General features: G+C 65.6%; 9 protein-coding genes. 6 read left to right on the plus strand and 3 right to left on the minus strand.

Features of this window, described 5'->3' with window-relative positions; all coding sequences use genetic code 11:
- The first annotated feature begins 269 nt into the window (after positions 1-269).
- Both ACIP4Z_RS07825 and ACIP4Z_RS07830 read left to right on the plus strand, forming a co-directional pair.
- On the plus strand, positions 270-7,904 hold the full coding sequence (locus ACIP4Z_RS07825; RefSeq protein ID WP_401305819.1) for a ricin-type beta-trefoil lectin domain protein: 7,635 nt from the start codon (positions 270-272) through the stop codon (positions 7,902-7,904).
- 92 nt (positions 7,905-7,996) lie between these two features.
- Positions 7,997-8,464, plus strand: coding sequence for a hypothetical protein (locus ACIP4Z_RS07830; protein WP_391041598.1), 468 nt, complete (start codon positions 7,997-7,999; stop codon positions 8,462-8,464).
- 429 nt (positions 8,465-8,893) lie between these two features.
- On the opposite strand, the gene ACIP4Z_RS07835 is transcribed toward ACIP4Z_RS07830, so the two are convergent.
- Positions 8,894-9,955, minus strand: coding sequence for a hypothetical protein (locus ACIP4Z_RS07835; RefSeq protein ID WP_401305821.1), 1,062 nt, complete (start codon positions 9,953-9,955; stop codon positions 8,894-8,896).
- 463 nt (positions 9,956-10,418) lie between these two features.
- Positions 10,419-11,588 (minus strand): restriction endonuclease, encoded by a 1,170-nt coding sequence (locus ACIP4Z_RS07840; protein ID WP_401305823.1) that lies wholly within the window; start codon positions 11,586-11,588, stop codon positions 10,419-10,421.
- A 240-nt stretch (positions 11,589-11,828) separates the two neighbouring features.
- Between ACIP4Z_RS07840 and ACIP4Z_RS07845 the strand changes: the two genes are divergently transcribed.
- A complete protein-coding gene (locus ACIP4Z_RS07845; RefSeq protein ID WP_401305825.1) occupies positions 11,829-12,542 on the plus strand; it encodes a TIGR02391 family protein in 714 nt (237 codons plus the stop codon).
- 27 nt (positions 12,543-12,569) lie between these two features.
- Here ACIP4Z_RS07845 and ACIP4Z_RS07850 read toward each other — a convergent pair whose 3' ends face one another.
- Positions 12,570-13,196: an HAD-IA family hydrolase gene (locus ACIP4Z_RS07850; protein WP_401305827.1), complete on the minus strand. Its 627-nt coding sequence runs from the start codon at positions 13,194-13,196 to the stop codon at positions 12,570-12,572.
- 155 nt (positions 13,197-13,351) lie between these two features.
- Here ACIP4Z_RS07850 and ACIP4Z_RS07855 point away from each other — a divergent pair, with 155 nt between their 5' ends.
- The 3 genes from ACIP4Z_RS07855 (at position 13,352) to ACIP4Z_RS07865 (ending at position 15,548) form a co-directional block, all read left to right on the plus strand.
- On the plus strand, positions 13,352-14,578 hold the full coding sequence (locus tag ACIP4Z_RS07855) for a helix-turn-helix domain-containing protein (RefSeq protein ID WP_401305829.1): 1,227 nt from the start codon (positions 13,352-13,354) through the stop codon (positions 14,576-14,578).
- An 80-nt stretch (positions 14,579-14,658) separates the two neighbouring features.
- Entirely contained in the window at positions 14,659-14,898 is a 240-nt protein-coding gene (locus ACIP4Z_RS07860; RefSeq protein WP_360710911.1) for a hypothetical protein, read from the plus strand.
- 161 nt (positions 14,899-15,059) lie between these two features.
- Positions 15,060-15,548 (plus strand): ATP-binding protein, encoded by a 489-nt coding sequence (locus ACIP4Z_RS07865; RefSeq protein ID WP_401305831.1) that lies wholly within the window; start codon positions 15,060-15,062, stop codon positions 15,546-15,548.
- Positions 15,549-15,588: the final 40 nt, after the last annotated feature.

Consider the following 15,588-nt stretch of genomic DNA (forward strand, 5'->3'; position numbering starts at 1 on the left):
GGGGCGCTGGTCCTCCTCGTGCCGATGGCTGCCGCTGAGGGTGTGGGGCCGTACCACTTCAAGGGAACCGTCTGGAATCCGAAGGCGCTGCCTGAGACTCCGGCGGTCGGCGGGCATCAGCTCACCGCCCCGGTTCCTGCGGGAGTCAAGAGCCGCAACGCGCTCCGTGACTATCAGGCGAAGGCACCGTCTTGGCCCGCTGCGGGCGCCGTCACCGTCACCCTGAACGGTTCGGCGAGCAAGCCGACGAAGGCCGGCAAGCTGCCGGTATGGGTAACGTCAACCGCCGAGGGGAAGGGCACACGATCCACGGGCAACGGCGCCGCCCCTCGGTCCGCGTCCAGGTCGCCTCCCACGACAGCACGCTCCGGGCCGGTGCCGACGGCATGCTGATCGGCGTCAGCCGGGACGCCACGAGCAGCACGTCCTCCAAGTTCCAGGTCGTCGTTGACTACTCCGCTCTCGCCAAGGCGTACGGCGGCGGCTTCGGCTCTCGGCTCAAGCTGGTCAGCCTGCCCTCATGCGCCCTGACCACCCCCCAGGCCCAGGCCTGCCACGCCCAGGCGCCCCTCGCCTTCACCAACCGAGTGGGCGCGGAGCAGCTGACCGCCGACCTGGACCTCAAAGCCGTCGCACCGGCCGCCGCGACCGCGCAGGGTTCCGTCACGCCGCGCACGGCCACCGCTGCCATCGCCGTGACCTCGGGCAGCTCCGGCTCGCAAGGTGACTACACGGCGACGTCACTCAGCGCCTCCGGTACGTGGCAGGCGTCAGCCACCGGATCGTTCACTTACTCGTACCCGATCGACGTGCCCACCGCGGTCGGCGGCAACGCGCCGTCGGTCGGCCTGGACTACGACTCCCAGTCCCAGGACGGCGAGACCTCCGCACGCAACTCTCAGTCGTCGTCGATCGGAGACGGTTGGGGATACCAGCCCGGCTACGTCACGCGTTCCTATCGAGGCTGCGGCTCTCTGCTGGACAGTGACGGCAACAAGATCCTCAAAGGCTCGGGAGACAGTTGCTGGGAGGGGGACAACGCAACGCTGGCTTTCGGGTCGCATTCCGGAACGCTCGTCCCCACCTCGCTCGATCCCGGCGTGTCCGGTGAGCTGAAGGCATGGAAGCTGCAGGGCGACGACGGCACCGTCGTCCAAGAACTGTCCGGGGCGGCCAACGGGCTCAACGACGGCGCCTACTTCCGCGTCCTGACGACCGATGGCACCGCCGCCTACTTCGGCGCCGACCACTCACCGACCGCGGCAGGCACCTCAGGGGCCATGCAGTCCGGAACGCCGGCCGACGACTCCACCGACTCGGCCTGGGGCCTGCCCGTCCTCCACCCCGTCTCGGGCGACCCCTGCTACGACTCCGCCAAGGGCAAGGCATCCCGCTGCGACAAGCCGGAAGGCTGGCGCTGGAACCTGGACTTCGTCGTCACGCCCAGCGGGTTCGTGCAGCGGTACGACTACTCGGCCGAAACCAACTACTACGACCTCGGCGGTGGCCAAGCCGCCCCCGACAAGGACGGCACTCTGGTGCCGTACACCCGCGGCGGCTCACTGACCGCCATTTCCTACGGTTACACGCTGGCCGATGAGCGAGCCGGTCGGACCCCCGCGGCACAGGTGGACTTCGACGCGCGGCAGCGCTGCCAGACGACATCCACTTTCACCGACTGCTCGGCCGGCAATCTCAATGATTCCACCGCTCCGCACTGGCCGGACGTGCCATGGGACCTGCACTGCGACTCGAGCGACAGCACTCATCTGCCGACCGGCTCCACCACAGTCCCCACGAACGTGTGCATCACTTCGTCACCGACGTTCTTCTCCACCACCCGGCTGGACAGCATCACCACCAAGGTCCATGTCAAGGACAGCTCCACCGACAAGCTTGTGGCCGTCGACGGCTACCAACTCGGCCAGGTCTACTCCGATGCCGGTGGCACGGTGGATCCGGTCACCGGGACCACCGTCGACCCGGCAGACGCGGGCTCGCTGCAGGCTGTGATGTGGCTCCAGTCCATCCGGCACACCGGCAAGGGCACCTACGGCAACGGCAACAGCGACATCTCGCTGAATCAGCTCTCCTTCACCGGCAAGGAGATCGACAACCGGGTCAACGACTCCTCGCCGTCAGCTCCGCCGCTCTACCACCCCCGCATCTCGTCGATCCAGACGGAGACGGGTGAGTCGATCTCGGTCGAATACAACTTCGACCCATGCGCGGGCAAGACGCTGTCGATCTCCGCGGCCGACGTCAACACAAACTCCTGTTACCCCGCCTACTGGACGGTGCCAGGGGCCTCGAAGCCCATCGCGGACTGGTTCAACAAGATCACCGTGCACCAGGTGACGGGTTCGGACCTGACGATCGCCGCTCAGTACCGACCGGACTCCCAGAAGATCCTCGCGGGCTCGGAGGCACAGGTCTCCACGTACAGCTACAGCGGTCCTGCTTGGCACCGCGACGACTCGGCACTCACCGACGACCAGTACCGGACGTGGGACCAGTTCCGCGGCTTCCACCAGGTCACTGTTGAGACCGGCGTCGCACCCGAGCCGGTGACCAGAACGGCTACCACGTACTTCCAGGGGATGAACGGCGATTACAAGGCGGACGGCACTCGCCGCTCGGTGTCGTTGAACGCCACGGTGGGCACTTCCTCTGTGGAGACCGTCACCGACTCCGACCAACTGGCCGGCACTGCCCTGGAGACCGACACCTATACGTCCGCCGGCGGCAGTATCTCCGCCGAGACGGTGAACGGTCCCTTCACCTCCACCACTACTGCGAGCGTCACGCAGTCGTCGTGGACCGGGTGGACCCAGGAGGCCAATCCGGGGGAGTCCCAGCCGGTGCGTTCCACTCTCCCCGACCTGATCGCCTACCGGGCCAAGACCGTCCGCAGTAGCGGATATTCCCTGCTGGCCGACGGGACCTGGCGCCACACCGAGACTGACACCACCAACGACAGCCAGGGCAGGCTGTGGACTGTCGATACCCACGGGGATGTCTCGGTGCCGGCGCAGGAGAAGTGCGCCACCACCACCTACGCGGCGGCCGCGGCGTCCAACACCGCGACGACGTCCTATCCGGACCAGGTCACGGTGGTCAGTGGTCCGTGCGGCACCGCGGCCGACGCGTCCACGCTGCTGTCGGACAGGAAGATCTACTACGACGGCGACGGCACCCTGACGAACCTGGGGACCTTCGGTCAGCTCGACCAGAGCGGCACCTCGGCTGTCGGCCGGATCTCGGCCGTGCGTAGTTCCACCGGATACAACGGCAGTACCGAGAACTGGCAGACGGACATGGCGACGGTGTACGACGGCGCCGGCCGCGCCGTCGATGCGCTCGACATCACCGGCCAGGACACTCATACCGACTTCACACCGGCCTGGACCTCCGCAGGCGGAAACACCAACGCCGTCGGCATCACCACCTACAACGCGCAACGGTGGAAGGAGGTCTCCACACTCGATCCGCTGCGCGGTGTGCCGACCGAGGACATCGACGCCAACAACCGCGTCACGGACATCAGTTACGACGCACTTGGCCGACGCACTGCGGTCTGGCTACCAGGCCGTGACAAGGACGGCGGACAGAGCGCGGACATGACGTTCGCCTACTCGATCAACCCGGGCGCGGTGGCCGCCCCGGGGGGCACGATCACCTCTCCGGGTGCCCCGTCCACGGTGACCACGAAAACGCTGCGCGAGGACGGCACCTACGCAACGTCCATCGCGATCTACGACGGGATGCTCCAGTCCCGCCAGACGCAGAGCACCGCTGCCGGAGACAGCAACTCCGGCCGGATCATCTCCGACACCTTCTACGACTCCCACGGCTGGCCGACGGTGTCGTACGCCCCGTACTCCGAACCCACCGCGGTCCCCGGCACCACACTGTGGGCCGCCAACGAGAACGAAGTCCCTTCGGAGACCACCACCGAATACGACGGCGAAGGCCGCGCGGTCACCAGCACGCTGTGGCACCAGGCCGTCCAGCAGTGGCACACCACCACCGCCTATCGCGGTGCCGACGAGACCGACACCACCGCACCCGTGGGCGGCCGCACCACAGCCAGCTTCACCAACGCGCTGGGGCAGATCACCAGCAACGTGGTGAAGAACACCGGTGCGACCGTCACTCTCGCCGCCGGCCAGACCATCCCGTCCGGCACCTCGCTCACCTCCGACAGCGTACGGCTGACGATGCAGGCGGACGGAAACCTGGTCCTCAGCGCATTGGCCACCGGGACGACCATCTGGTCCAGCGGCACGAGCGGCAACCCCGGCGCCTTCGCTCAGTTCGGCACTGACGGAAACCTCGTCGTCCGCACCACGGCGGGCACGTCCAAGTGGACCACCGGTCTCACCGCCACCACTGGCGCAACCTTCCAGGTGCGCAACGACTCCACTGCGGCCGTCGTCTCCAGCGCAGGCGGCACGCTCTGGCACCAGGGAACCGCGGACGCCGTCCGGGCTGCCGACGCCACCACCCGCTACACCTACACCCCCGACGGCCAGGTCGAGTCCGTCAAGGACACCGCCGGCAACACCTGGTCCTACGGATACGACTTCCTTGGCCGCCCGACGACCCGGACCGACCCCAACGTCGGGCAGAGCAGTCTCGACAAATACGACATCGCCGGAAATCTGTTGCAAAGCACGGATTCCCGCGGCCAGGTCATGTCGTACAGCTACGACTGGGACAACCGCGTCACAGCCGAGTACAGCGGCGCCTGGTCGGCCACGCCCGACGCCACGAAGGAACAGGCGTCCTGGGTCTACGACACGCTGGCCAAGGGGTACCCGACCTCCGCTACCCGCTACCTCAACGGTGCCACGGGGACGACGAGCAAGGCGTACACCCAGGCTGTGACCGGCTACAACGCCGCCTATCAGCCGTCAGGTTCCACGGTGACCGTGCCCGCCGCGGACGGGTTTGCCGCCGCCGGGCAGAGCCAGCCTCCCGCGAGCGGCACTGTCACGTACAGCACCACCAACGCGTACACGCCGACCGTCGGTCTGCTGTCGACCGTTAAATACCAGGCAGACGGCAAGCTCCCGGCCGAGGACATCGACTTCGGATATACGCAGCAGGGAAACCTCGACGGCATCGGCGGGTTCATCAGCAGTTCCAACACGCCGTCCTACCTCGACACCGCGGTCCACGACCCGTTCGGGCGAGTGCTGCAGACCAACTACGGCCCCACCGGCAAGGAATTGGCGACCTTTGCCCAGTACGACGTCACCACCGGCCGCACCACACAGACATCAACGATGGTGCAGACCTCAGTCACCGCCCTTGATGTCGTCAACTACCGCTACGACCAGTCGGGTCAGCTCACCGCTGCCGACGACCTGCAGAACAACACCACGCACGACACCCAGTGCTTCAGCTACGACTCGTTCCAGCGGCTGACCGCTGCTTGGACCGACACCGCGGGAATCACGAACCCGAGCAGCGCCCCGGTCGGCAGCGTCGGCCGCTGCAATACCGCTTCCGTGCAGACGAGTACCACCACACCCGTCAAGACGACGACCGTCGGCGGCCCGGCACCGTACTGGCAGAGCTACAGCTACGACCTGCTCGGCGACCGTACGGGCATGGTCGACCACGACTCCACCGGCAACGCAGCCGGCGACTCCACTCAAGCCACCTCCTACACCGGCGCCAACGGCACGACCAGCGTGGCATTGCCCGACCAGGCGGGCGCCACCACTACGACAAACCCGACCACCGGCACCGCGACCTCGACGCCCGCGTACACCGACCCGACGCACGGCGGTGTCAACGCGGGCGACACGACCAATCGCAAGGTGGCCTCGACCGGACCGCTGATCAGCGGATTCGCTCTGAGCGGCGGCGGCAGGAAATGCGTCGAGGACGCCGCGTCCTCCACCACGCCCGGCGCCAAGGTACAGATCAACACCTGCGGTACCGCCAACGCCCAGAAGTTGTCGGTCGGCACCGACGGCACCATCCGGGTGATGGGTCTGTGCCTGGACACCACCGGTAACGCCACCACGTCGGGCACAAAGATCGTCATCGACAGCTGCTCTGCAGATGTCACCCAGAAGTGGAAGATCACCAGTGCCAACACGGTTGTCAGCGCAGCTGCCACCACGATGTGCCTCACCGACCCGGCGGCCAGTGCCACCAACGCCACCCAGCTGACGCTGGCGGCCTGCGGAAGCAGTGGACAGACCTGGACCAACGCCGCGGTCGGAGCCGTGTCCGCCGGCCAGACGCAGACCTTCACCTATGACGCCGAGGGTCGTACCGCGAGCGTAGCCACCGGTAACGGAGCACACACCAACACGAGCAAGTACCTCTACGACGCTGACGGCAGCCTGCTGGAGCAGACCGCGGCAGTCGACAGCACCGACACCACCCGGGTCCTCTACCTCTTCGGTGGCACCGAGCAGATCACCCTGAACGTCGCCAACAGCACACTGACCGGCCTGCGCAACATCACCGGACCCGACGGCACCACCGTCACCCGTTCCAGCACCGGCACGGTCACCTACCAGGTCGCCACCGTTCAGGGCACCGCCACCACCGCCGTCGACGCCACCACACTGGCGGTCACCCGCCGTTTCTACGACCCCTACGGCAATCCGCGCGGCGCCAAGCCGACGACCTGGGTGGCTCCGGACGAGAATCGCGGTTTCCTGGGACAACCCACGGACGCGGCCACCGGACTCGACCTGCTCGGCGCCCGCAACTACGACTCCGCTCAGGGCCGTTTCCTGACAGCGGACCCGCTCTTCCAGGCGGGCGACCCCAACCAGATGGGCGGCTACGCCTACGCCGCCGACAACCCGGCCAGTGGTTCCGACCCCACCGGATACGACGACTGGTACAACGACCCGTCGATGAACACGTGCGCCATCGATTGCGGCCCGCCCCCCGGCAATCCTGACGCGGGTAGCACCTCCACCTCCTCCAGCGGGAGCACTTCGAGTACTGGCAAGAAGAGCGGTGGTGGCGGTTGCCACAGCTTCTGGAGCTGTGCAGGCCACGTCGTTGAGAAGGCCGCACCATACGTGGCCGTGGCCACGGTCGCAGTTGTCGCAGTGACGGCTGTCGGGGTTTGTACCGGGGAGTCTCTCGGTGTTGCTGGACCAGCTTGTGCTGAGGCCGGAACCGCAGCGGTCGTTTCCTCATGTGCCGCCCTCATGGGCGACTGCGGCCCCGGTGTGGGAGGCGACCCCACCAGCGAGGACTCCGGCGAGGATTCAGGCGCGGCCAAGTCCGCGGAGACCGACGGCGGCAAGGCCAAAACGCCCACGGCCGGCACGAAGGCCTTCGAGGACGCAGCTGGTGATGGCCACCCGGCCCCCGCCGACAACTGGGAAGCGGACCCCGCCCAGAACAGGGCCGTAGCCGAGCCGAGCGATCCGGCTACGGGCACTGAAAAGCCCAGCCCACGCGGAACCACCTCACGGGGACCGCGCGGCGCGAAGTCTCGTCCCGCGTACCTGCACAAGGAAGCAGCCCCCGCAGACTGGTCACCGGCCGAGCGAACCGACCGAGGTGATAATCTCGCCCGTTCCGCGGCCGTCGACAACCGCGTCTCGAAACTCGCCACTCGATCGTATGTCTCGGGTTATCACACCGAGACTGGCGAGATGGCAGTTGCCTCGTCCGGTCCGGATGTCTTGGGCTGCGAAGCCACCTATTGCGCAGAAGGGAATGTGGTCCGCGCACTGGGCGGGGACTGGACGAAGGTGCGTCTTGGCATCGCCTACACAACGAAGGCTGTGACAGGGTCGGATCCCAGAGAATATGAGCCGGCTGCGAAGAGCGTCTGCATAAAGTGTCAACTTGATTATCCACCCAGTGCCTTCGGTCCGGGTGTCGAGGGCGAGCCGGGTGGAGTATGGTGATGTGGCCTTGAGTAAATAGTAAAGTAAACAGGAAAGTAAGTCGGGTGCTCCAGTACGGCTTGCTCCCATCCTAGTTCGAGGAGCTGAATTAATTGAGCCTTGCGCGAAGAGAACTAGGTCGGCAGGACTGGGATGCGGTGGAGTGTGGTTGCGGAGAATCGGCGGTACATCTGATCGCGCTGCTGGAATCCGCGATCGACGGGAACCCGGGTGTGCTGCGCGCTTTGGACGGGCATGTGTTCATCCAGTCGATCCTGATGCCCCCTGCGCCTGCGGTGTGCACGGTTGTCATGGCGATGTTCGCCGACGGGCTGCCGCCGGCCCAAGTGGAAGAAGCCACATGGGCTGTTCTCGGGTTTGCTGCCGGAGAGGAAGATGGCGATTCGATCGAGTCGGGCTACTATTGGCGCTGCTTTGAGACTATTCGCGATGGTCTTTTGTTGCTGTATCAGGAGTTTTTGAGGGAGCACAGTTACGAAACCGGTGGATATCTCGATGACATTCTTGAGATTATGGAATGGGACGCCTCGCGTCTAGCGCACTATCGAAGCCGGCCTTGAATATCTACCATCGGTCGTCCTTGACCGCGCGTTCCCAGAATCGGTCTTGACAAAAAAAGCCCCGGGTCTTCGACCCGGGGCTTTAGTAATGGAGCGGATGACGGGAATCGAACCCGCGCTCTGAGCTTGGGAATCACAGGGTCCTTGGCGGCATCCGTACTGGTCAGTGACACGTACCGCTCTGAAGTACCCACGAGAACAGTGCCCTTGGTGACCGCGGTTGACCGCACCGTACCGCTGCGCGTGGTTCGGATGTGGTGCGGGCGCGCAACTGGGCAACCGTATTGTCGGCTTGACGTACCGACCTACTGCACAGCTGAGCTGGTGGGAACAGCTTCTTTGGTGAAAGTTCTGACCTACGTGACTACTGGTCGAGTGGTTCGGTGGGTGACTGGACTCCCCGTGCCGGCAGCCGTGGACGGTCATTTCTCAGTTCCTGGACGGCGCTCTATCACCGGTTCGGCGGCCCATCCGCTGGCGTCGTACTTCCTGGAGAATCTCTTCGCGAGTTGCCGTTAGTTCGACGACATGGACAGTTTCGTCGCCCACGGGCACCTCCTGGACGGTCACGAAGCCTGCGGCTTCATCGACGGTGATCGGTTCACCTTCGAAGTACATCTCCAATCGCTGCAAGCGGTCGAACCCCGGAGCGTTCCTCTGGTCTAGCAAGCGAACGATCGCAGTCAGGTCAACTTCCGGCGCAGAGTCGTGCCAGGTTTCGGTCCAACCGCCCTGCGGGAGATGTCTGGCGGTAGCTCCTTGCCGGTAGCCGGACATTTTATTCAGAACATGCCGCTCGACGGTAAAGGCAGCCTCGCGGTTGGGAACGGTTACTGTGTCGATCAAGGCACCTCCCTGAGCTAGGTGCGCTTTGATCCTGCTATAGTCACGTCCTTCGGTGTTGGTGATCCCCACCTTGATCAGCTCAAGCTCGGAGAAGTGGATGAGGTACACGAGGTGGGGGAGATCGGGATCGACTGTATCGGCGCACTTTAGGCATGGTTGCTTTTTTTGGGCGAGCGTCGACAGGGATACCCTCCGCTCCGTCCCGCAGACCAGGCAGATGGCTGGGACGGGCTGTGTGAGCTTCGCGTAGCCGTTGAAGTTTCTCGCTAGGCCATGGGCGGCGAAGAATTCGGTATGCTCGCGTATGGTGGCCTCCATGTCCAGATGAGGGCAGTGTTCCCCGCCGCGCCATGAACTGGCCAGTACGTGAACGACGCTCCGCCGAGACTCCTTGCCACAGGTATTGCAGCGCACATCTATAATTTCCCAAACGTTCGTGAGGACGGCCTCAGCCGCTCCCTCTCCTTCTGTTTTGCCGACTACTCCTAGGATTTCGTAGCCGGCATCGCACAGCACCCTTAGAGCCTCCTGTTTTGTTATCGGCCAGCCTTCTGGTTCGTTTCTCAGGCGGGCTTCGTAGATTTCCTTCGTGGAACACGACTCGCAGGCCGGATATTTGGAATTGCGAATTCTATTGTAGGCCACGGACCCTATCTGCCCGCACGTCAGGCATTGGTACTTGCGCAGGGCTGTTGGGGACTCGTAATGGTCGAGAGGTCGGACGCCGACGCGTCTGAATCGCTCATCAATGCACTCATGACAATGGCCAGGCTTTCCCATACGGTTGGCGCACTCATTGCGACCGCATCTAGAGCACGCGCGCACGGTCGCCATAGCAGCCCTCCCTGACATCATCTTGGTCATCGACGAGCCTACGGTCGACCACTGACAGGACGTAGGGCTTGCCCAGCGCGGCCACCTGGCCCTCCGTTCATACGCGGTGCTGGATTCCCGTGGCAGGGGAAGAAGGAGGCTAGATCCTCCAGTTGCATCAGCGTTTGTCCTTTGAAGGGCACCACATCGCCCTGTTGAGCCAGTTACGTTCGCCGTGCAGAGCAGCGTGGGTTGCGTCCGCGCGTGCTGAACCGCTGGAAGTAGTGATCCGCTTTCAGCGGAGGCCGTGGGCTGCCGCTAGATGTGGCTTCTGGGCGAGCAAGGTCTCGAGCTTGCTGTCCGGCCACAGGTCGATGTACGGCGCGGTGCCGGCCTCGTTGTGGCGTTCAGCCCAGGCGACGGCGTCCGCGCTGAAGCGCCCGCTTGTTGCGATGATCAGGCCGCGTACGACTGGCGGCTCCCAAAGCCTGACCTGCGCGACTGTGTCTGCGACTGCCGTGGGCCCTACCGAGCGGCTTAGCCAGTGTTTGGCCTGGACGATGACTCGCTCGGTGCGCACACCGCCGGTGCTGTCGCGGAGGATTCGTTCGAGGGAAAGGTCTCGGCCGCGGTCGGGGGCGCGGGTCTGCATCAGCCACTGGACGTTCTGGTATTCGGTGACGTTTCGGAGAAGGTCATAAAGCAGTCTCTCGAAGCCGTCGTCATTGAGGCTCTTCCAAGGCAGGGCGATCGTTGCGCTACCGGTGAGCTGGCCGGCGGCGGCTTGGCCGAGATCCATGTCTGGAACGGGCAGCGGGTCGGTGTCGGCCAGTGTGCTCGCTTCGATGTCGGCAAGGACGCTGGGCCAGTCCATCTCGGCGATGTCGCGCCAGTCCTGCCCCTGGCCGAAGCGCAGGTGCCGGTGTAGATCGCTCCAGCGTCCACGACGTTCGGCTGTATCGCCCATCAACCGCTCGATCTCACCCACGGCAGCGGTCACTTGCTCGACCTCAGGACCCTCAACCCTGGCGAGTGAACTCGGCGGTACCCCGTTGAGTAGCGCGAGTAGCGCCCCGTCCACGATCGCTATGAGCTGCTCAAGGCGCCCGCGAGCGGCGCGTCGGCGGGCCCTGTTCAGCCTGTACTGGTACTCGGCGACATCCTTCCCCGGCTGCTCTGCTGCCGCGTGGACGGCGATGGGGAGTTCGCCGATGTCGGCGTAGGCAAGAAATGACTGACCAAGTTCATCAATGTCGGGAAGTTGATCGGTGATGGTCCAACCATCGATCTTCGGCAGCCCAGGGAGAAGGTCGTCCCACGCTCGGCGCAAGTCGTCGTACTCAGGGTGTGAGCCTGCTGCTGGCCTGTCCGGGATGAACGGTTCGGCCCGCTCCCAGACCCTCTTCAGCTTGGCGAGGTTGGCCGCGGCTCGGTCCAACGAGTTCAGCAACACGTCTAGTTCCACGCTTATCCCTCCCCCTCAGGAGCTACCACGGCGAGCAAGTGGGCGGCGTGGCGCAGGCCACATCGTAGGCGTATCACTACTGGGCCGGTGGGAGAGGGCGAGACCGACGGGTGCGCGCCCGGATGTTGGGTTCGCTCGACGGCTGGGGATCCGGATACGTGGAAGTTGCTCGACCAAGTGACTGAACGGCATGCCTCCGACCGACAGTTGAGTGCCGACACGGCGCATTAGGATGTCGACGTGGATCTGGAGTGGATGCGCCAGCAGTTGGAAGCGTTCGACGATCTGGCGCTGCGGTACGAGCGTAGCGAGACACCGGGGTCGTACATCGGCAATGAAGTCCTGTACGCGCAACTGCACCGGGCGGAACCAACTATCAAGCAAATCTTGCGCGTGCTCGATCCGGCGCTTGCTGAAGGCATCGACGTCGATCAGATGGCCGGCTCGGCCATGGCTCGCAGCGATGTACAGCGTGGCCTCGGCATCCTGGCCGACCGGGACGAGTGGGCAGTTCGGCTGACGCCTGACGCGCCCACGCTCACCGCCGATCAGTTTCACACATGGGTCTGGGACGGGGCCCGCGCCCTATGGGCCAGTGGGCATTACCGCGAGGCGGTCACCGCAGCTGCACGAAAGGTCAACGCTGAGACACAAAACAAGGTCGGACGCCGTGACGTCAGCGAAGCTGCGCTTTTCCAGAGTGCGTTTTCCATGGATCCCGCTAAGCAAGGCCAGCCGCGGCTGAGGTTAGTTCCTGACGACGGTAGTGACACCTACAGGAGCGTGCATCGTGGTGCGATGTCATTTGCTGTGGGCTTCTTCGGCGCAGTCCGCAATCCCAATAGTCACGAGGACGGACTGCCCGAGTTGTCTGAGCAGGAAGCTCTTGAGCAGCTTGGCGCCCTGAGCATGATCGCGCGTTGGGTTGATTCCGCGACGCTGACCGAAGCGTAAATGGAAAGAATTGGGACTTCCGTGTGATCACGTCGCTGGCGCGGCATAGTCCAGGAGCGCGTCCAACTGCATCACTGTCTCAGCGGCGTCCGTGTGGTGGATCGTATGGATCCCCAAGGCAGCGGCCGGCGGCAGATTGACCGCGTGGTCGTCCACGAACACGCACTCCTCGCCCTGCAGTTGCAGCAGCTCGAGGGTGTGGAGGTAGATGCTGGGGTCGGGTTTGCGTACGCCGAGTTGTTCGGACAGGACGATCGCGTCCCATTCCCCCTCCCACATACCCAGGGCTTCGTAGGGGTTGAAGGGGGTCAGGCCGAAGCTGTTGGAGAGCATGGCAACTTTGATGCCGGCGGCGCGGGCGCGGCGGGCAGCGTCGACCATGCGGGGTTCGAGGTGGAGGTTGGCCAGGGCGCGGCGCATGAGGTCGGTGGGGTCGATGCCGAGGATGCCGCCGATGACCTGGTTCCACTGTTCCTGGGTGGCCTCGCCGACTTCCAGCGCCTTGTAGATCGCGACGCCGTCGGGGTGTTCGTTCAGGGCTCGGGTGTAGGTGCCGGGGGCGAGACCTTCGCTGCGTTCGAAGGCTTCGCCGTTGAGCCGCATCCGGATGGTGAGGACTCCGCCGAAGTCGAGGATCAGGCCGCGGTAGGTCATTGCTGGCTCCATCGATGTCACTCGCCCCGAAGGACGCGGGCACGCTGTAGCTCGGATGGTAGCCGTCGGCCGATCCTCCTCGCCGTCCCGGCCGAAGTCGTACGCTGGCGAGGGAAGGCGCAGCAACTGCCGCACGGGCGAGGGGACGTCGGTCCATGACTGTCGAGCAGGACTTCGGTATCGGTGCTCGCATCCGGTACTACCGCGAGCGCCGGGGCCTGTCGCAGAAGGCCATGGCCGAGCTCGTCGGCAAGACGGAGAACTGGGCCTACAAGGTCGAGAAGGGCATGCTGCCCATCGACCGCCTTTCGGTGCTGATCGATCTCGCGCGGGTGCTGCACGTCCGCGACCTCACCGACCTGACCGGCGGCGTCCTGACGGGTGCCGTATCGGGGTCGCCGTCCGAGCACGACGCCGTGCCCGCGATCCGCCGGGTCCTGTCCATGCCCTCGTCCTTGCTGCCGTCCGGGGTCGGCGAGCTGCCTGTGGACGACTACCGGGTTGCTGTAGACGACGCGTGGCGCGTGTACGAGACGCAGACCCGGGACCGGTATGCCGACATCGGCGGCCGGCTGCCGGACCTTCTGCGGCAGGGCTACGCGGCCGTGCGCGATGCGGAGGGCGAGGAAGAGGAACGGCAGGCGGTGGCGCTGCTGATCTCCGTGTACGGCATGGCGCAGGTCTGGCTGCGGCGCGTCGGCGAGCCGGTTCAGGCTCGCGTAGCGGCAGACCGGGGCGTGGCCCTGGCCGACCAGGTCGGAGACCCGGCGCTACTCGCGGCGGCCACATGGAGCCTGGCGTGCGTACTTACCGCTTCGGGAAATGTGGCCGACAGCGTGGCCCTGGCGCGGGAAACCATCGCCAACTGCCGGCCGGGCGAAGGTGCTTCGGCCGAGTATCTGTCGGCGTACGGAGCGCTTCACCTGTCGGCGGCCGTGGCCGCCGTACGCGATCACCAGGGCCCGGTGGCGTGGGATCTGTACCACGGTGCCGAGCGGGTCGCCGCTCGACTCGGGCACGACCGCAACGACTGGCACACCAGCTTCGGGCCGACGAACGTGGCCATGCACGCCGTGCACCTGCGGGCTGAGGAAGGCGACACGGTGGAGGCGCTGCGCGTGGCCGACAGCGTGGAGGACAACCCCGAGCTGCCGCTTGAGCGGCGCACCAGGTACTTGATCGAGGTCATGAACTGCAACCGCATCCAGCGTGACGACTTCGCCACCGTCTACATGCTCAAGCGAATCACCAGCCAGTCCCCCGAAGAGGTGGGTTTCTCGCCGCTGGTCCGGGAGGCGGTCGCGGACCTGCTCAAGCGGGAAAAGCCCATGTGGCGGCAGGATTTGAGGGACGTGGCGCACCACATCGGGATGACCGCGTAGAGATCTGTACGCCCTGACCGCCGGTCAGCCCTGATTTTTTCTCAGGGTCACTCCGCAACCGTGCTCCTACGGTGAGTGACATGACCAGACGTCACTTACCACTGAGCGGGACGTTACGAGCCTGGCGCATCGAACGCGCCCCGGGCGCGGCCGAGCTGACCCAGGCCGGCCGCGTCGCCGTCCCCGTCTGTCTCCGCCGAATCGGCAAGCGTGTCGCCGCCACCGCGACGGTGCTGGTGCTCACTGCCGAAGAAGCCGAGGCGCTCTGCGGTGAACTGGTGGCGTTGCTGCACTCCGGCGGCCAGGAGGCCGCGTCATGACCCGGCCACGGCGCACCACCGCCGACCGCGAACGCCGCCGGGACCTCTTCTCGGCTGCCGCCGGCCTGCATCCGGCGAGCACAACCGTCGCCGATGCGTACCCGGATCCCGGCTGTGAAGACGTCGCGTCTCCTCCGCGCCCGTCGAGAGGAGCCGGTCCCATGGCTTGCGCCGCGCACGCTGCGACGGATGCCACGCCTACGGCCCCCGTGCCGACGCCCGCCGAGCCCGTCTGCGACGAGTTCGCGATACGGGTCTCCGGTGCCGCCAACATCGACGGCACCCTTGAACGGGACGTGGACGGCCAGTGGGTGGGGCGGCTTCGTCGTATCAGCGCCGCCAAGTTGCGTGCCTGGGGCCTGGACCCAGTCATGGACGACGTCCAGTTGCTGGTGAGTGAGCTGATCACCAATGCGCTGCGGTACGGCGAGGACGGCGAGATCGGGTTCCGCCTCGTGATCACCCTCCAGGGGGTGCTGATCGCGGTGAACGACGGGTCCGGCCGCCGCCCGCGGCTGAGCGTCGTCGACGAGGAGAGCGAGACCGGCCGCGGCCTGTTCCTCGTCGCCGCGATAGCCGACGACTGGGGAGTGAGCCCCGACGGCACGACCACGTGGTGCACCTTGCGCACCGCCCCGGCGTGCCGGTGACGGCACGGGCATGTCCACCTTTCTTCCGCATCCACGCAGA

The sequence above is a fragment of the Streptomyces sp. NPDC088910 genome (assembly GCF_044749865.1).
Lineage (GTDB): Bacteria > Actinomycetota > Actinomycetes > Streptomycetales > Streptomycetaceae > Actinacidiphila.

Excerpts from the sequence above, each read along its gene's own strand:
- ACIP4Z_RS07825 (WP_401305819.1), top strand. The coding sequence starts at position 270 with ATGGGTAACGTCAACCGCCGAGGGGAAGGGCACACGATCCACGGGCAA.
- ACIP4Z_RS07850 (WP_401305827.1), bottom strand. The coding sequence starts at position 13,196 with ATGACCTACCGCGGCCTGATCCTCGACTTCGGCGGAGTCCTCACCATC.
- ACIP4Z_RS07855 (WP_401305829.1), top strand. The coding sequence starts at position 13,352 with ATGACTGTCGAGCAGGACTTCGGTATCGGTGCTCGCATCCGGTACTAC.
- ACIP4Z_RS07860 (WP_360710911.1), top strand. The coding sequence starts at position 14,659 with ATGACCAGACGTCACTTACCACTGAGCGGGACGTTACGAGCCTGGCGC.
- ACIP4Z_RS07865 (WP_401305831.1), top strand. The coding sequence starts at position 15,060 with ATGGCTTGCGCCGCGCACGCTGCGACGGATGCCACGCCTACGGCCCCC.